Below are 18926 nucleotides of genomic sequence, written 5' to 3'. Positions count from 1 at the left end.
TTGGAGGATGTTTAAGCTTTAGGCTTGCGCGATTTGCTTCTTCTGATGAAAAAAATGACTCCAGCCGCCAGCAGCACAATAGCTGCACCTCCGGCAAGCACAATATTCCTGATGTCCGGCACATACACCACCAGACGCATCGGCTCGGAATCAGCCATCGTGATGTGCCAGGTCAGTGTATTCCCATCCTGCTCGTCAGCGTTGTTAGGACCATAGAGATTGTATGGCAGCGTTAGTTTGAACGCCAGTTCTTGGCTCTGCATGAACAGCCGGACCAGCGACTTGGGTACACTCAGCGTTCCAAGGGTGTCTAGAATCTTATCCGAATAAGCGTTCAGCTTGGGCTGGGCCACCACGTCATACCGGGTGTACAGCCACTTGTTTTCGGTATCTACTTGTGTGTCCACAATATCAAGGTTTCCCGCATTCAGCTTCACATCCTGTATGGAGGCATAGGATTTCAGAAATTGATATTCCGTGGATTTGCCCACTTTTGTTTTGTGCAGTTCAATCCCTGCCGCCTGTAGTCTGCTGCGAAGCAGATCCTCAATGGTACCGCCCGCCAGCGACTCTGCACGTGAATCCAGCTTAAGATTGAATGCAATATCCATGCCTCCGTCCTTCTTCACCGTGACATGTGCCGTCCCATTGGCGCAGCCCGTCACCAGAACAAGCATTAGGAGCACAAGTCCCAGGATGCTTAATGTTCTCCACTTCAATGCCGTTCCCCCATTCCTGTAGCATACAGCTATTGCCTGCAAGCAAACATTGCCCTCAAAGGCCGATACACCGAGTGTACCATATGCCCACACTGCCCGGACAGTTCTGCAATTACTCACTGAGTCTTCTTGATCTATGGAGATAGACCCGGTCTGCCGCCGGGGAGCTGTCAAAAGCCATTCTCATCCGGATACACTTGCAGATTCCATCTCATCCTATCCACAGCGATGCCCCCTGCTTCCGGGTATGATTCCGGTGGCAGGGGGCATTGTGTATACTATTTAAGCCGCAATATAGAACTACCATTATTTCTTCAAATGATAAGGCACGGTTGTAATAATTACATCCCGCCGGTACAGCAGATGCGCACGGAGCAGCAGGCTGGATTGGTTATGCAGAACATTGTGCCAGCCTTTCTTCGGAATGAACTGGGGCACGATTACCGTCACCTGATATTTCGATTCGCTCGCCTTGCGCTGGACGGTATCGATGAACTTGGTTAATGGGTGAATGATGCTGCGGTACGGCGAATACAGCGTAACCAGCCGGACTTCAGGATGGAATTTCTTCCACTTTTCTTCAAATACCGCATCATCCTCCCGTTCAAACGGGACATGTACCGCAATAATCTGTTCGGCACCAAGCGATTTGGCATAGCGGAGCGAGTTCTCCACCACATGGGTAATTCCGGCAACCGGCAGGATGATGATATTCCCTTCAATCGCCAGCGGCTCCACCTCACAGGTAGAGATCCGGAGCTGGTCCGCTACCGCCTCATAATGCTTGTGAATCCGGTAGAACAGCAGAATAATCAGTGGCAAAAAGACCAGAACGGGCCAGACCTGCGTAAATTTGGTCAGGAAGAACATCATCGTAACGATGAAGCTGATCAACGCCCCGGTTGTGTTGATGATGAACTTCGTCAGCCAGCCGGGAGGCTTCTGTCTGATCCATTTAACCATCATTCCGCTCTGGGAGAGAGTGAACGGAATGAACACACCCACCGCATAGAGCGGAATCAGGTGCTCGGTCCGGCCTTCAAAAGCAATGATCAGCAGGATCGACAGCAGTCCCAGTATAAGAATACCGTTAGAATAGCCCAGCCGGTCCCCGCGGATCGTGAACATGCGCGGAATGAACTTATCCTTGGCCAAATTCACCGCCAGCAGCGGAAATGCGGAATATCCGGTATTGGCCGCCAGAACCAGAATCAGAGCAGTCGTTCCCTGGACAAAGTAGTACATAAAGTTCCGGCCAAAAACCTGTTCTGCGATAATCGAGACTACCGTCGCATCCTCTTGCGGAGTAATCCCGTAGTAATACGCCAAGAATACGATCCCTGTAAATAAAACCGCGAGCAGCGTACCCATAGCGACCAGTGTTTTGGCAGCATTGTTCGGTGCGGGCGCCTTGAAGTTGGGAATGGCATTGGAAATGGCTTCTACCCCGGTGAGTGCCGAGCTTCCTGAAGAAAAAGCCTTCAGCAGCAGGAATAGGCTGATCCCTGCAATCGGCGTGCCGAGAGGCGTATGCAGATTGGAAGGCACGCTGCCGGTCAAAATATGGAACACACCCAGACCGATCAGGATAAATAATGCAAGCACGAACAAATATACCGGATAGGCCAGGAAGGACGCCGATTCCGTAACCCCACGCAGATTTAGAGTAGTAATAAGCAGTACAAAAACAATGGCAATTACTACATTGTACGGATGCAGACTTGGAAAAGCCGAGGTAATTGCATCTGTTCCCGCCGAGACGCTTACAGCTACCGTCAATATGTAGTCCACAAGCAGCGAGCCGCCAGCCACAAGCCCCGGATACTTCCCGAGGTTTTCCTTAGACACCACATAAGCTCCGCCACCATGGGGGTAAGCAAAAATAATTTGCCGGTAAGATAAGATCAGGGCCAGCAGCAGTACGAGAACCCCTGCCGCGATAGGGATAGAATACCAGAATGCCGCAGCACTGAGGGTCACTAGCACCAGCAGAATTTGTTCAGGACCGTAAGCGACTGAAGATAAGGCATCCGAAGAGAGAATTGCCAGTGCTTTGGTTTTGTTCAGTTTCTGTTCGCCCAGCTGTTCCGATTTCAGCGGCCGTCCAATTAGAAATCTTTTTACCGAAGACATCATCAACCTCACCCATCACTTTTTAAAGTTATATTACCCTTGAAAATAAATAATAATCTCAGTTCCTTATTATACACTTCTATGTCAATGACGGTTTCGCTTCTTTTCCGTTCAACAAAGAGGCCGCACGAAGGGGCTTCTCCGCATCCATATAAATAAGCCGCCTCAGTTATTTTCATAGCTGAAGCGGCTTATTTACAGGATGGTCTATTATTTTGTAAAGATGACCAGAGCCGTGTACTTGCTATCCGAGCCAACACCGTGCACAGAATTTGTTGTTACAGCAGTGGGAACCACTTGATATTTGATATCAATAAGCTGTCCCTGTACCATTGCCGATATGAATTCATCAATCATATCACTAAGTTCCGTAATATTTTGAGCTTCAAATGCCTCAACAGCATAATATGCCATGAAATCACCTCCCATTATCAAATTTCGACACAAGGAATTATTTTCCTTCTTTTACTTTATTATTTTTTTCATTATAAGGAATTTTTCCCTTCATATTAATTAAAATTCAATATTCTGGATTTCACCGCCGCTGCCGGTTGGTTCGAACACGTTAAGAAATATTATGGACAAGGGGCGCATAGTTACAGCCGAAAGTTTAAGATGGGAGTTAATCAGCCTTTACCATTTTGATACTACTTTGCGAAGGGCCTGGGATATACTAGCCTCAGACCTATCAAAGGAGATTATACGTTATGAATAAATCAGCGCTAAGCGCTCTTCTTGGACTCACTGTGCTGGTGGCAGGCTGCAGTGAAATGAAAACTCCCAGTGACCTGCTTAAGGCTCCTTCCCAGGGAAATGCAGACGGAACGATAACAAGCATTGTCCAGCCTTTCCTGCCGGCAGGCTCTCACCTGACCGTGCCTGTTCATTCCGAATCGAGCAGCGCCATTCAGCTGCAGGATCTCGACAAGGATGGGCAGGATGAAATCCTGGCTTTCTACAAAACAGATAAAACCGACTATGAAATCAACACACTGGTACTTTCCAAGACGGGTGGTGAATGGAAAAAGCTGACTAACATTACCGGAGTCGGCAGCGAGTTGGACTATGTAAAATATGCGGATGTCACTGCAGACGGAGCGCCGGATGTACTGCTGGGATTCAGCGGCGGTCAAGGCCTAAGCAGAGAGTTGTCAGTCTACAGCCTCACCGGCGGCCAGTTATCGGAGATTCTGAAGCAGCCTTATGACTATCTGGCAGTAGGGGATATAACAAACGAAGGGGGGATGGACATCGCTTTGCTCCAGTCCACAGTTGATACAAATAACCAGCCCCTATCCCGTCTCCAGTTATTGCGGCTGCACGGAGGCAAACAGCAAAGCTTATCCGACCAAAAGATAAGCGGAACGGTCATCCAAATGATGTATGCCAAGGCAGCTCCTACAGCAAACGCACTGATTATCGATGCTGCAGTTGGCGCGCATTCTTCCTATACCTCTCTCCTGACTTGGGCGAATGGGGCTTTTACTGATATACTTGCAACAGACGATTATCAGCATTCGGCACTTGAGGGCAGCAAGGACCTTGTACTGAAGCCCACAGTTCCTGGTCCGGACAGCTTACTTGGTGAAGGCAGCTTGTCTATCAAAGATTATCCGCTGTACAGCGAGGATGTAAACGGAGACGGAATCGTTGAAATCGGCTTCCTTGTCCCTCCTGCCGGTTCAGAGAACTTCGCGCCACTGGCTACTCCTTTTATCACCAAATATTATCAATGGGACGGCCAAACAGGACTTAAGCTCGTGCAGGAGCAATTCGACCGGTGGGGATTCAATTTCCATATTCCCGGGTCCTGGACCGGCAAATACCTGCTGGATCCTACGAGGGAATCTCCTGCTCCATGGGAGCATATAAACTTTATCTACAAGAACGCAAATTCCGGGGAAAAGGCCCCGCTGCTGGAGCTGCGCCTGCTGACACGGAAAGATTGGCAGAAGGCTGAAGCAGAGCTTATTGCCGCAAAAGCTTCCTACAAGCTGCTATACGAATTGCAGGATACAAGTGATGAATCAGAGCCTACGGTGCTCGTTGCCGTGCTGCCATCACCGAATGCCGGCAGCAAGCTGACTGGACCTGCATCCCAGGAGTATGAGCAGTTGAAGCTGACCCTGGAAGAAGTACAGCAGCTGGCCGGCACGCCGCAGAAGCCCCGGCCATAACAAGGAGTGGAGTCATGAAGGTGCTCGTACTGGAAGATGAGAAGCCCATACGCGATCTGCTGCGCATCAATTTGAAGCGTGCGGGCTTGGAGGTTGTTGAAGCCGCCACGGGCGAAGAAGCCCTGACGATTGCCGGAGAGAATAGGAATTTCGACATTGCGATTGTGGACCTGATGCTTCCCGGAATCAGCGGCTTCCAAGTGTGTGATGAACTGCGCAGGCAGTTTCCCCGGCTTGGCATCATCATGCTGACCGCCAAAAGCCAGGAGGTTGACAAGGTTATGGGACTGGAAGCCGGCGCTGACGATTATGTTGTGAAGCCGTTCAGCCCCGTTGAGCTCACAGCACGGGTCCGGGCGCTGTACCGGCGAATGTATCCGGAGGAGACTCCCCCGCCACAGAACCATATCGAGCTGGCCCCCTTCACACTGTTGCTGGATGAACGCAAATTACTGAAGAATTCAATCGACATCCCCCTCACCCCTACGGAATACTCCATTGTGAAGCTGCTCATGGAGCAGCCCGGCAAAGCGATCAACCGTGATGAAATACTGACCTCCGTGTGGGGTCAGTATTTTATGGGTGAGCTTAAGATTGTAGATGTTAATATCAGCCGGATCCGTCAGAAGATCGGGCAGGAAGTTTCCGGACCCCAATACCTCGAAACGGTGTGGGGATTCGGCTATTTATGGAGGGTACAACCGTGCTAAAGGGGATCCGGTCCCGGCTCATTGTCTACATCACACTTGTTTTGCTCCTGATTGTCCTCCTGCTGGAGGGGGTATTTATTGTGGCTGTCCATTATTATTATCTGGGCAGTGCCATGGAGACACTAACGTCGCGTGCGACAACCTCTGCTACCTTTTTCAATAAATATCTGGAGGGTTACTCCATCCATGAACGGGCCAGATATATACTGGAGAACCTCTCGCCTGACGAGAGCAGCAAGGTTGAAGTCCTGAGTCCGGAAGGAAATGTGATCATCAATTCCTTTGGCTTCGCAAGCTCGGAGCGGATTGACACTCCCGACGTCAAGGCGGCTCTGGCCAGCGGCAAAGGAACTTATCAGAACCTGACACCGGGCAATGGAGAACGGATTCTGGCCATCTCCATTGCCTTGAAAGAATCCGGAGCAAATATTGGCGTACTGCGCTATTCCGTCTCGGCAGAACCTTTGTACAGTGTAATTGTAAAGATCCTCATCAACGCTGCCTGGGTGGGTCTGCTGGTCATTGCCTTTGGCTTCCTGCTGAGTGTCATTATCGCCAAACGAATTATAGGTCCGATTCAGCAGTTGACCACTGTCGCCAAAGAAATGGCTACCGGCAACTTTGCCGTTAGAGCGACCAAGCAGCATGACGATGAAGTCGGCACCCTGGCCGTCACTCTCAATTACATGGCAGAGGAAATGGTCAAGAGCGAAAAAATCAAATACGACTTCATCTCCTCCGTCACGCATGAGCTGCGCACTCCTCTTACTTCCATTAAGGGCTGGGGCGAAACGCTGCTTGTGGGGGATTTATCGGAAACCGAAGAAACGCTGCAGGGGCTTGAGGTCATGACCGGTGAAACGGACCGCCTGATCGGACTTGTAGAGGACCTGCTGGATTTCTCCAAGTTTCAGGCTGGTGAGATGAAGCTTACGCTTACACCTTATGATCTGCGGGGGCTGCTGGAGGATTTGCTGCTGCAGTTCAGATACCGGGGGTCCACCAAACAGATCCGCCTGTATGCCGATATCCCGGATGAGCCGCTGCCTGTAGACGGGGATTTCAACCGCCTGAAGCAGGTTTTTGTCAATTTGCTGGACAATGCCTTCAAATTCACTCCGGCTCAAGGGGAAATCCGGCTCTCTGCCATTTCCAATGAAGCACATATTATCATTACCGTTGCGGATAACGGGGAAGGCATTGAAGAAGACGACCTGGAGAAGCTGGGGACCAAATTCTTCAAAGGAAAATCACGCCAATCGGGAAGCGGGCTCGGCCTTGCGATCTGCAAAGAAATTATCGAACTGCACGGCGGGACGTTACGGATCGAGAGCGAGTTCACCAAAGGCACTTCCGTTATTGTAGAGCTGCCGCGTTACCGGATAGAGTAAGGTCTGGTGTGCGTACAGCTCTTTTCATTACTTATGAACAAGCGAGCGATACATCAAAAACAGGAAGTACGGTGCTCCGATCAGCATAATGATTAGGCCTGACGGAATTTCTGTCGGCGCGATGACCGTTCTCCCCACCGTATCAGCAACGACAAGCAGCAAGCCGCCAAGCAGTCCTGACAAAATAATGGAGCGTCTGGTGTGATGCCCGATCATCATCCGCACCGCATGCGGCGCCATGAGTCCGAGAAAACCGATCGTTCCTACGCTTGCAACAGCTCCTGCAGCAAGCAAAACACCGATAATCATCGCCCACAGCCTCGTTCCGCGAACCGGCAGCCCAAAGCCTGTCGAACTTTCATCACCAAAGGCCAGCAAATCAAATTTCCTGCCCAAATAGTAAGCAATAGGAACAAGTACCAGCAGAAGGACAAACAGACTATAAAATTGCTGCCAGCTCCGGCCATATGTAGAACCGGTCAACCAGATAAAAGCCGCACTGTTCCACAGACTTGCTTTGACGATCATGGCTTGTATTCCTGCTGAACCGATGGCAGAGACTGCGATTCCGAGCAGGATCAGAACAGAAGGATTCAAGGCTTTGCGCCAAGCCAGCGTAAATACAAAGGCTGCGGCGATAACCCCACCCGCTATAGCAGCAACTGGAAGGGCCAATATGGAGAGCCCCGGCCACACCACCAGCACGGCCAGCGCACCAAAGCCTGCACCAGAGGTTACCCCGATAATGGACGCATCCGCCAGCGGATTTCGCACAGCACTTTGAATTAAGACACCGCTGATGGCCAATGCTATACCGCCGCAAGCGGCCACGAGTGTACGGGGAAGCCGTAAATGGAGCAGGACGGAATACGCCTGATCTCCTCCGCCCACCAGACTTTCCAGCAAATCAGAAACCGGGATTCTGGTTCCCCCAAGGGACAGGCTCACAAGGATAGTCAGGATAAGCAGCAGGGTCATGAATATCGCAGCGGGAGTAAAACGCACACGCAGTGCTGCCCCTCCTATATTCATCGATGCCTGGCCAGCGCCTGAACCGGATATATTTTTCATCTTGGTGAGCACAAGCCAGATGAGCCACGGCGCTCCAATAATCGCCATCACTGCACCGACAGGCATTTCCCCCAGATTGCTCCGCACCATACGGGCCAGAGTATCTGCTGTTGTAATAAGTAGGGCCCCCCAGAGCGCACTTGCGGGAATGAGCAGACGATGCTTGCGGATTCCGCTAAGCCGGACCAGATGGGGGGCGACCAGTCCGACGAAGCCAATGGGTCCAACCACACTGACCACAATCGCGGCCATAAGCACCGCTATGCCAAGGCCCACCGCCCGGGTTAAGCCTACCCGCTGACCGAGTGAACGGGCGGTAGATTCATCCAGTTCAAGCGCATCGAACTGCCTAGCTGCAAGCACCGAAATGCCTAGAAGTGTAATGACAAAAGGCCAGGCATACCGCACCCCGTCCCAGTCCAGCTGAATTAAAGAGCCTGAACCCCACAAAAATAGATTTTGCGTTTCTGTTTGGAAGAAAATATGAAGAGCCGATGTGAACGCTCCGAGTACCATGGATACGATCATGCCTGACAAAGCCAGGCGGACAGGTGTGGCCTTACGTCCTCCGCTCAGGACATAGGCAGCCAGTGCGGCCAGCAATCCCCCCGCTGCGGCCAGCAGTAAGGGATACTGTTGCTGCGTAGCCGGAAAAGCAACCATGCCCAGCACAACCATAAAGTAAGCCCCGGCATTGATCCCCAGTGTATCTGAGGAGGCAAGCGGATTTTTCGTTATCGTCTGCAGTAAAGCGCCAGCCGCAGCAAGGGCGGCCCCGGCCAAAATACCAATGACTGTACGTGGCATCCGGATATCCCAGAGCAGATTATGCTCCATTATATCCTGGCGGTGCAGCAGGCCATTCCATACAGTAGTTGCCGTGATCTTGGCCTCCCCAAAGCAGAGGCTGAGCATAAATACAACGAAGAGGGCGGCAAAGCCGCCCCCAAATATTCCAATCAGCCGCCAGGTCATCCCGGTTGAGTTTCTTTTGCCCGTTGTGGTATTCATCAGATTGCTCATTTCGTCAATGTATTTACTACTTGATCCACAAGGACTTTGGAGGATACAGGACCGCCGAAGACCCATGTGGTGCTATCCAATCCGAAGGTGTGTTTTTCTTTTACAAAATTGAGGCCCTTCCAGACTGAATTGTCCTTCAGCTCTTTCGAGAAAATATCATCATCCTTCTGGACAATATAGAGCAGATTCGTGTCCTGAACCGCCGGTAAAGCTTCAACTGTCGATGTACTGAATCCGTAAGCCTCGAATTTTTCAGATTTCCAATCGTTCTTCAGGCCAATCCGGTCCAAGGTTTGTACAGCAAGGGAGTTGTCTGTAAAAAGACGCATCGTCGCTGCATTCTGATAGCTGTAGGCCTGGGTCAGTACATAATTCAAGCCTTCCTTGCCTGCTGCGGCCAGCTTGGTCTTTGCATCTGTATAATGTGCATCCAAATCAGCGAGTACCTTGTCGCCTTCGGCTTTTTTGCCGAGAGCTACTGCAATGTTTTTGAAGATATCTTCCATCTGTGTATATTGATCGCCTTGCCCTTCGGGCGGATACAGACCAAAAATCAGCGTTGGCGCAATCCCCTTCAATTGCTCATAAATGGCTTCATGGCTATCGGTATTGGCGATAATCAAGTCCGGCTTCAAGGCAGCAATCGTCTCCAGATTCGGTTCTCCGCGTGTGCCCACATCAGTTACACTCGCATCGAGTGGTGCTTCAGAAGTCACATACAGTTTATAGTTTTCGTTGTCCGCATTGCCCACCGGCTGTACACCGAGCGCAATCACATCTTCCGTGAAGGTCCATTCCAGTACTACAACTTTTTGCGCAGGTTTATCCAGAGTAACCTCACCTTTGGCATCCTTAACTACAATCGGTCCGGCTGCGGCTTCCGTTGGCGCATGGGTAGCCCCAGCACTTGTAGCGGCTGCATTGCCGGCCGTTCCTCCATCAGCTGCCGACTTATTCGTGTTGTTAGATCCACAGCCTGCTGCAACCAGTACGACAACTATAAGCATAACTAAGCTTAATAACCTTTTATTCACTTTGTAAATCCCCCTATATGTATAGTAATTTAAGCTGCGATCCTTGATAATCATTATCGGTGTAGTGATAATGATTATCATTTTTAATTATATTAGCTATAATATATGGGATTTCTTTGAAAGTCAAAGTTAAAATTTAATATGTATGTGAAACGGCTTAGCCGTCCTTATACAAGCTTAGGCTTCCGCAGCAGCGATGTACCTATCGTTTTTTGGCATCCGTTTCAGCGGGAACTTTAAGGATAATTTATAGCGTGAAACATATACATTCTATATTTCAATAAAAAACGCCCTGCTACCAGGGAGCGGACTGTACGCACCGTTTGTCCCCCCAAGCTCGATATTTTTTGTGTTTTTTAAAGATGGCAGATCCATTTCCCGCTTAAACAACGGTCCGTTCGCGGAGCGTCCACCCCAATAGCTTACGTATCTCCTACGTATAAAAAAGGGCGTCCCAAGTAGCCATTTCATGGCTTTTGGGACACCCCCCTAGAACTTAAACAGCATTAAGCACTCTTTCCTTGTATTATAATGTGCTTACTTCCTTTGTAGCCTCGTCAATTAACGACGCAAGCTGCATGACATAAGGTTGTCTCATCATCGTAACGTGATTTCCGGGAATATCAATGAAACGTACGTCTCCCGAGCCGAAGTTGTTCCAGGCAACAAAGCGCTGTTTAATCTCATCCGGATGCTCCAAGGTTTTCATGACGATAATAGGAATAGATAGCTTGGTAGCCTCCAGTTCCAGCACTCTCGACATCATTACATTATGAAGTTGAATCTGCAAATATTTATTGAGGTAATCTGCTGTCATAAAATCCTGGACAAGCTCATCCTGCCTCGCTGCATCCATAATGGCCTGTTTGGCCTTCTCGTAACCCAAAGCCTTGATTTGGTCATTAGGAAGCCCCATGATGTTCCCCATACCTAACACCAGAAGCATCAGCTTCAGCTCTTCCTCTGATACATCCTCATCATCTGATCCGGCTAACAGCTCAAGGGAGGGGGTTGTATCCAGAATGATCAAGCCTCTAGGGGGCCGCCCTTGCCGGATTAACTCCTGGCACATCCCGAAGGCAATATGCCCCCCTACAGAATGGCCGCCCAGATAATCCGTTTCCGGGTTATAGGTATCACTAATGGACTGTAAGTAACAGCTTACAAGTTCCCCGTAGCTTAAATATTGCGGCGCTTCATCCTCATATAGTCCCGGACTTTGCAGTCCATATACTGGGTAGTCCAACTGCTGGGCCAGATGAATGTAGCCCATAACTGTGCCGCCGGCTGGAGGAGCAAGTATTAACCTCTTTCCATTGTTCTCTTTGGAATTCAAGGCGATGAGATAATCCTTCGGTCCTCTCTGCCGAACCTCAACGGACTCTCCGCTCGCAGCAATCATTTCGGCTAATGCCATTGGCGTTGAGAACATAAATATGCTTTTGGGATCAACCTTGTACCCTCTCTCCCTAAGCTTAGATACCACCTTGATACTTAACAGTGAATCTCCGCCAAGCTCGAAGAAGGAATCCGTGATACCAACCTTGGGCAAGCCCATAACCTGCTGATAAACTTCAACGATATCTTTTTCAATATCATTCGTTGGTTCCGTATAGCTCTCACCCAAGTCTTCTACTCTATCGGGCTCCGGCAGAGCCTTGTAATCCACCTTACCATTGTTAAGCAGCGGCAATTGATCCAAGAGCACAATCAAGCTTGGTATCATATACTCGGGCAAAATATGCTGCAGTTCATTTCTGAATGAACCTGCTGTCAACCCGCCATTTGCAGGAACAGCATACGCTACTAAGTATTTGTGGCCACTGACATTACTTTTGACAACGACTACAGCATCCTTGGCCAGCCCATATGCCAAAATTGCATTTCGGATCTCTTCAGGTTCAATTCGAAATCCCCGTATTTTCACCTGATTATCTGTCCTTCCAATGTACTCAACACAGCCTTCGCTATTCAAGCGGACGATATCTCCCGTGCGATACAGTCTGCCCTTCCCTGCAAAGGAATCATGAATGAATCTCTCCGCGGTCCGTAACGGATCATTCATATACCCTCTCGCAACCCCATCGCCGCCAGTATATAGTTCTCCATGAACTCCTATAGGACATAGCTGCCCGTCTTTATCAAGGATATAAACGGTCGTGTTGCTGATCGGTCTGCCAATAGGAATGGTATGAGCATACTCCCGCACAATAGGATAGGTAGTTGTAAAGGTCGTATTCTCCGTGGGACCATACCCGTTTATAAGGGTCAATTCAGGACAAGCCTGCTTAACTCTATTGATAGGGTTGGAGGATAGGACATCTCCACCTACAATCAGGATTTTAAGCGGTAAGAACATAGCCGGATTATCCTGCGACAATTGATTAAATAAGGGTGAACTCAGCCACATAACAGTAATGCTATAGTCTGATAGGTGATGAGCCAACTCCAAAGCATCCAATAATACATGGTCATCCACTAAATACAAAGTCGATCCGTTTAATAGAGCACCCCACATTTCAAAAGTTGAGGCATCGAACGTCAGAGCCCCTGTCAACAAAATGCGATCCCGCTGTTCTACCGGTAACGACTGATTGTTTCGGACCAATCGGATTACATTCCGATGTTCCACCATAACACCTTTGGGCTGGCCGGTAGAGCCTGAAGTATATAGAACATAAGCCAAGTCCGTAGCCTGATTGACAGATAGCGGATTATTCGCATTTCCTTCCAATAGCTGCAAACTGTCTAACGGAAGGCAAAAAGCAGTTTTCCCGGCGATACCTTCGCTATCTTTTAGCGTAAGTACAACTCTTACTCCGGAGGATTCCAGCATATTCGTTATCCGTTCCGACGGATAATCCGGATGAATAGGCAGATAAGCTCCTCCAGCCTTGATGATGCCCAGAATACCGGCAATGGAATCCACGCTTCGCTCAACCATAATACCTACAACCTCATCACGTTGCACCTCCAACTTGCGTAATTCATTCGCAATGATGTTGGCCCGCTTATTTAATTTGGCATAGGTCAGATCCTGTCCGTTCCAGCATAATGCTGTTTTCCCGGGATTTGCTTCTACCTGTTCCTCAAACAGCTCCTTGATCGTCTGTTCACGGGGATACGGGTTATGCGTCCTATTTACCTCGTGAATAAGGTAGGCGCGTTCAGCTTCATCAAGGAAGTCTACTTCACTTATCTTGAGCGTAGAATTTGAGCTGAAGGCTTCCAGCAAACGTTCGTAATATTTCATGAAGCGCTGGATGGTTTCCAGCCGAAACAAATCTGTATTGTACTCAAAATATACCAGCAGGGCTTCATTCCGTTCAAAAATATGGAGGGTTAAATCAAATTTAGCTACTGTGTGCTCCTGGATGATTTCCTGAATCTTCAAATCCTTTAATTGCAACTCCAACGGCAGATTTACCATACCCATCATTACCTGAAAAATAGGGGTCCGGCTGATATCCCTTTCAGGATGAAGCTCGTCAACCAGTCTGTCAAAAGGATATTCCTGATGCTCATAGCCCTCCAGAGCCGTTTGTTTTACCTTTTCCAGAAAATCAGTAAAACTCTCTGCTGAATCTAAATGCGTCCTAAGCGCGAGCGTATTCACAAACATGCCAATCATTTTCTCTGTTATATGATTACGCCCCGCAATAGGAGATCCGACAATAATATCTTGAGTTCCGGTAAGCTTGTACAACAGAACCTTAAAAACGGCTAACAGAGTCATAAACAGCGAAACTCCGTGTTTTTGGCTTAGCCCCTCCAGTATACGGGCCAATTCAGGCTGAATGGTCAAGAGCTTGGTATCCCCTCGGTAGGTTTGCATGACAGGTCTGGTGAAATCAAGCGGCAGTTCAAGAGCTGGAAGTTCCCCTGCAAGCTTGTCTAACCAATACTCACGGCTCTTCTGATCCTGTTCCACCATTTGGTTATGCCAAGCAAAGTAATCCGTCGGATCAAGTTCCGTCTGCACGGCTTCAGGAACACTTCCTTGAAGCAGCATTTCATAAATGTCACCTAGCTCTTTCATCAGAAGCCCTAATGACCAACCATCCGAGATTATGTGATGTTGTGCAACGATAAGCAGATGCCGCTCAGGTGCAACCTTTAGGAGAGTAAGCTGCATCAGCGGACCGTGCCCCAGATTGTAGCTTTTTTCCGCCTCCCGGCTTACAATCTCCTGAATGACATTCTTCCTTGCCGCCTCCTCCATAACTGAAACATCCAGATAGTTGTAATCCAGAGTTGCTGTCGCCGCGATTTGCTGTACAGGCATTTCATCCACCATTACAAAGGTGGCTCTGAGCCCCTGATGACGGTTAATGACATGCTGGAATGCCTCTTTCAGTACGTCTGCCTGTAAAACACCTTGTAGCTCCCAAGTTCCGAGAATATTGTAATTATTACTTTGAGAATCCATTTCAGTTAAAATGTACACTCTTTTTTGTGCGTGTGACAGCTCGTAATAACGCTGTACCGGCAGCTTCGGAATATGGATCTCTGCCGTAAGAAGAGACTCGCGGGTCTGATCAATAATGTTCGCCAACTGTTTAACTACAGGATGCTGAAAAATCATTTGAACGGGAAGTTTGATGTTCAATTCCTGCTGCATTCTTGATAGCACCAAAGTCGCTTTGAGAGAATGCCCTCCCAATTCAAAGAAGCTGTCATTACGGTTAACCTGGTTAATTTGCAGGATTTCCTTGAATATGCTAACGATGGCCATCTCTGTTGCCGACAATGGCTCTTCATCCCCAAGTACCGTCTGACGGTTACCCTGTATAAGGCTTAAGGAAGCATAATCAATCGATCCGTCCTTTGTTTCCGGGATTTCTGCCAGCTCAACCAGCCTGCAGTCTTCTGCTCCGAGTGCAGCCAGCTTATCCATGATGGACCGGGAAGAAGCTGCAATATCTGAAGAAGTATAATAGATGACTGGCATCATTTCAGTGTTTTGTGTATAACTAAGCCCATTTCTGATTTCTTGATGATTACGATCCAGCCCCACAAAGACAAGTGGAGTAGAGCAAGTAAGTCCGTATAGCAAGGAATGAATGCCTTGCTCGCGAGACAACGGCAGAAAGCCACGGCTTGCAGTGACCTGAGTCGCCAGGTTATTACGGCTCATGCCTACGTTCTCCCACTGACTCCAGGCAAAACAGTAAGTATGGGGATACCCGTTATGTGCCCTGTAGATACTAAAATGATCGATAAAGCTGTTGGCTGAAGAGTATGCGCTAAAGGTTGAAGCTCCGAAGTAGCCATTTACCGAAGAGAAGAGTATCAGGGAAGCCTCTGGCTCATTCAGGAGCGCCTCATGTAGTGCCAGTGTTCCGTGTACCTTTGCTGTAAACATTCGCTCGTAGATACTTGTATCCGTTGCATGAATCCACCGATCTTCAAAGTGTTTCCAGTGCTCCTCTAAACTTCCTTCACCCGCCAAATGCAATGCGCCCTCCAAAGGCTTGTTCCATTTTGCCCGGCCTTGGGCGATGGCATTTTTCAGAAAAGCAGCATCTGTCAAATCGCCATGTAAATAGATAAAATCGACATCATTTTTCTCCAGCTCCTTGTAGGCTTGTAATCTGAGTGGTACCTGCCCGCCGCCAACGTCACTCTTCCAGTGCTGCTTTTCGTCATCAATATTTGTTCTGCCTACTACAATAAATTTCAAGTCTAGCCGGTCAGCTAACTCTTTAATTAATTCAGTGCCAATGCCACCAAGCCCACCGGTTATCAGATACATGCCTTCAGCCTGCAGGTTAACTGTTTGCTTGCCGCTCTGTTGGATATCTATTGGAACAAGCTGAGGCAGAAGCCTCTTGTTTTGGCGGTATACGACTTCATCCTGGGGTTTTACGTTTCTAAGTTCTTCGATCAGACCATTAAACCCCATGTCCCGGCAATCAAAGTCCACATGACAGCAGGCCAGCCACGTATTCTCCAATGCAGCGCTTTTCAGAAAGCCCTGAATCGGGGCATCGCCATAATTCAACCACGGCTCGTCCATACAATGCTGGCTATTTCTGGTCACAACATACAGTTGAATTTTTTCAGGCTTTGCCCTGTGCAGTGACTGGATGAGATGAAGCAATCCAAACAGACCTTTCCTGTGAAAGGATTTAATTTCTGCCTCGGACAACATTTCTCCGGCAAATCGGGAATTGGAAATATAAATAATATCCGTTGGCAGTGGGCCAACCGGGATGACATCATCTTGATGGGAGTACAGCAATACTTGTCCGCCCTGAGCCAGAATCGCATTAGCTATGAAAGTGTTATCCCCATCATCAATAATCCAAAACGACCGACCCAGAAAATCGGGAGCACTGACAGCAGGCTGTACATGACTCCACTTCTTTTCAAAAAACCAGTTAGGCACCGTTCGTTCATTTTTCTCAAATACATCCACTTCCCGCTGGATCGCGCTGAATTCCCCCGCCAGAAACTGTGACGCAAGCTTGGAACGCTGAATTTTACCTATGTTAGTCTTGGGAATGTCATTCTTTGTTACAGGAATGATAAAATCAATCTTCAAACCTAGAGCATCACTTAGTTTCTTCCGTACTGTGCGAACCTGGTTCAAAGTCTGTTCACGATGCTTTAGCTCCGATACAAAAAACACTGCAATTTTATCTGTGTCGCTGTTTTGACCCCTTATGGCGCAAACTGCGGTAAAGGAGAGGGCGATTCCCTCTATTTCCTCAACAAGCCCCTCCAATTCTACATTGCTGTAGTTGACTCCATTTATGATCAGCAGATCCTTTAACCGTCCTGTAATGGTCAGACAGCCTTCCCAAATGAAGCCCTGATCACCGGTATTAAACCAGCCGTCCGGAGTAAAGGCTTTCTCATTCTCATCCGGATTATTGTAATAACCGGGAGTAGTGGTTAATCCTTGGATTTGAATTCTGCCAATTTCGCCCTCATGAATCAGCTCATTCTTCGAGTTTACAATTCTTACATCTACTCCTGGAATCGGCTGTCCAAGTTCCGTAAAGGTTATGCCGTCCTGAATCCGATCTGACAATCTAAACGTCCCGGTTGCCGCATCGGTTTCAAGAACACGGATACCTGTATGGGGTTCAGTGTCAAAAGTATTAGAGTAGATAACCCCCGAGCATGTTTCAGACATCCCCCATGTGGGGAACATGGCATTTGAACGAAGCCCGAAAGGTTGAAGCTTGTTCAGAAATAATTTGCAGCTTTTAGCCGTTATAGCTTCACCTGCGTTAAGAATAAATCTCATGGCGGAAAGATCCCATGTCCTGCCCACGGTTTGCTCCAGTCTCTCGGCAACTAGAGAATAGGCGAAATTAGGCGCCCAAGTTAACGTGGCCTTATACTGGTCCATAATATCAAGCCAATGCAAGGGCTCTGCCAGAATATAGTTAGTCTGAACTTGCACCTGCGTACAGCCTACGTACATTTCCTTAATATGAAACATTACAATACCACCGACATGTTCCAGGGGCATCCAGTTTACTGAAATCTCTTCTGCATTAAACCGATTTAAAAGGGTTGTCCCCCGCTCCCGGCTAATAATAGTTTCGTGAGTTTGCAGCACTCCTTTGGGTGCACCTGTGCTTCCGGATGTGAACAAAATGATTGCTAAATCCGTTGAAGAGGGGTGATGAACAGCAGCAGCAGGATCCCCCTGCAGTTCCTCTAGCTTGATCGGCTTTAACGCTGGGCTGGAATTGGCAACCAGGTCCCTGATATCTTCATATCGGTTATTATTTGTTATGATATGTGGCTGCTCTAATGTATTTATAATATAGCTGAGCGTATTTAAATCCGTACCGGATTGCGCAAAGGAACGGGGCACCGTAACGGGAACAGGAACAAATCCGCCTAATATACAAGCCCAAAACGCGAGAACAAAATCCTTTTTCTCTTCCAGCTGGAAGATGACTTTATCCTGTGGTTTTAAGCCACGCTTCTCTAGTCCCGCTAATACCTCTTTCGCCTGTTGAAGGAGAGCCGAGTAGGATTGAAAGTGAGTCTGCCCCTCATCATTGACATAGTGTATTCCATGCTCAGGGTAGTTCTGCGCAGCCCTTTCCAGTACATCCGCCAAGGTGACAGGCTCATTCCGCGAGTGGCTTTGAGTACCGCCATGTATAATTGCTAACGGTCCGGATCTCACCTCTGTATTAGTCCGCTCCTCCAACACCTCTCCTTGCGGCAAAGACTGCTCCTTCTTTGTATATCCGGTATTGATCAAATCATCGATATGGACGTGTTCGATCTCATGCAGTATTTCTTCCGCAACGACTGCTACCTTGCCGATATGAGGGAGTGAACGAATTTCCGCCTCCCAATTCAGTAATTCAGCATTTTTTTCAGCATATAAATAGAGGGCTTCTTTGTCGATCTTACCTTCTGGCAAAAGGGGAAATGAGGATATCTGAATGCAGACAACATTATCGCTACCTTCTGGCCGGTTAATATCAGAACACAGCTTCCGGCAATCCAGCCTGTCTTGACCTGTTACAAAAGCAACCAGACGTAAATCGGAGGACTTTCCTTTGACAGCCACAATAGCACATTGTTGTACAGACGGGTGTTTGACCCATTCCTTCTCGATCTGCGAGAGATCCACCCGCTTGCCGTTAATTCTTACCAGATTTATAACGCGACTGTTGGAATAACTCAT

Annotated in this window: 9 protein-coding genes; 3 read left to right on the top strand and 6 right to left on the bottom strand. The window is 48.5% G+C overall.

Annotation, left to right across the window (positions count from 1 at the left end; genetic code table 11):
• Positions 1-11: 11 nt before the first annotated feature.
• The 3 genes from A3848_RS04605 to A3848_RS04595 form a co-directional block, all read right to left on the bottom strand.
• On the bottom strand, positions 12-719 hold the full coding sequence (locus tag A3848_RS04605) for a hypothetical protein (protein WP_074083781.1): 708 nt from the start codon (positions 717-719) through the stop codon (positions 12-14).
• A 306-nt stretch (positions 720-1025) separates the two neighbouring features.
• On the bottom strand, positions 1026-2855 hold the full coding sequence (locus A3848_RS04600) for an APC family permease (protein WP_074083780.1): 1830 nt from the start codon (positions 2853-2855) through the stop codon (positions 1026-1028).
• A gap of 207 nt (positions 2856-3062) precedes the next feature.
• Complete coding sequence (locus A3848_RS04595) at positions 3063-3266, bottom strand: sporulation protein Cse60 (RefSeq protein WP_074083779.1); 204 nt, start codon at positions 3264-3266, stop codon at positions 3063-3065.
• Between the two features lie 293 nt (positions 3267-3559).
• On the opposite strand from A3848_RS04595, the gene A3848_RS04590 reads away from it, so the two are divergent.
• From A3848_RS04590 to A3848_RS04580, 3 genes are read left to right on the top strand one after another with little or no spacing between them, the layout of a single operon-like run.
• The gene (locus A3848_RS04590) at positions 3560-5029 is read left to right on the top strand and encodes an FG-GAP repeat domain-containing protein (RefSeq protein WP_074083778.1); all 1470 of its coding nucleotides are present in this window, start codon (positions 3560-3562) and stop codon (positions 5027-5029) included.
• Positions 5030-5043: 14 nt separating this feature from the next.
• Complete coding sequence (locus tag A3848_RS04585; RefSeq protein WP_074083777.1) at positions 5044-5739, top strand: response regulator transcription factor; 696 nt, start codon at positions 5044-5046, stop codon at positions 5737-5739.
• Positions 5733-7130, top strand: a complete 1398-nt coding sequence (locus tag A3848_RS04580; protein ID WP_256702148.1) for a sensor histidine kinase — start codon at positions 5733-5735, stop codon at positions 7128-7130. Before A3848_RS04585 ends, A3848_RS04580 begins: the two co-directional genes overlap by 7 nt.
• A gap of 27 nt (positions 7131-7157) precedes the next feature.
• Here A3848_RS04580 and A3848_RS04575 read toward each other — a convergent pair whose 3' ends face one another.
• The 3 genes from A3848_RS04575 to A3848_RS04560 form a co-directional block, all read right to left on the bottom strand.
• Positions 7158-9224: an iron ABC transporter permease gene (locus A3848_RS04575; RefSeq protein WP_256702147.1), complete on the bottom strand. Its 2067-nt coding sequence runs from the start codon at positions 9222-9224 to the stop codon at positions 7158-7160.
• Positions 9221-10258 carry an ABC transporter substrate-binding protein gene (locus A3848_RS04570; protein WP_074083774.1) on the bottom strand — a complete coding sequence of 346 codons (1038 nt, stop codon included), beginning with the start codon at positions 10256-10258 and terminating at the stop codon, positions 9221-9223. Before A3848_RS04570 ends, A3848_RS04575 begins: the two co-directional genes overlap by 4 nt.
• Before the next feature lie 526 nt (positions 10259-10784).
• Positions 10785-18926, bottom strand: coding sequence for a non-ribosomal peptide synthetase (locus A3848_RS04560; RefSeq protein ID WP_074083772.1), 8142 nt, complete (start codon positions 18924-18926; stop codon positions 10785-10787).

Origin of the sequence: Paenibacillus sp. P32E (assembly GCF_001909085.1) — a bacterium.
In the GTDB taxonomy this organism is placed as follows: domain Bacteria; phylum Bacillota; class Bacilli; order Paenibacillales; family Paenibacillaceae; genus Paenibacillus_AQ; species Paenibacillus_AQ helianthi.
Note: the sequence above shows the minus strand (reverse complement) of the source record. Positions and strands in the feature narration are given on the sequence as shown.

Coding starts and splice junctions, on each gene's coding strand:
- A3848_RS04590 (WP_074083778.1), top strand. CDS start 3,560: ATGAATAAATCAGCGCTAAGCGCTCTTCTTGGACTCACTGTGCTGGTG.
- A3848_RS04595 (WP_074083779.1), bottom strand. CDS start 3,266: ATGGCATATTATGCTGTTGAGGCATTTGAAGCTCAAAATATTACGGAA.
- A3848_RS04600 (WP_074083780.1), bottom strand. CDS start 2,855: ATGATGTCTTCGGTAAAAAGATTTCTAATTGGACGGCCGCTGAAATCG.
- A3848_RS04585 (WP_074083777.1), top strand. CDS start 5,044: ATGAAGGTGCTCGTACTGGAAGATGAGAAGCCCATACGCGATCTGCTG.
- A3848_RS04575 (WP_256702147.1), bottom strand. CDS start 9,224: ATGAGCAATCTGATGAATACCACAACGGGCAAAAGAAACTCAACCGGG.
- A3848_RS04560 (WP_074083772.1), bottom strand. CDS start 18,926: ATGAGTTATTCCAACAGTCGCGTTATAAATCTGGTAAGAATTAACGGC.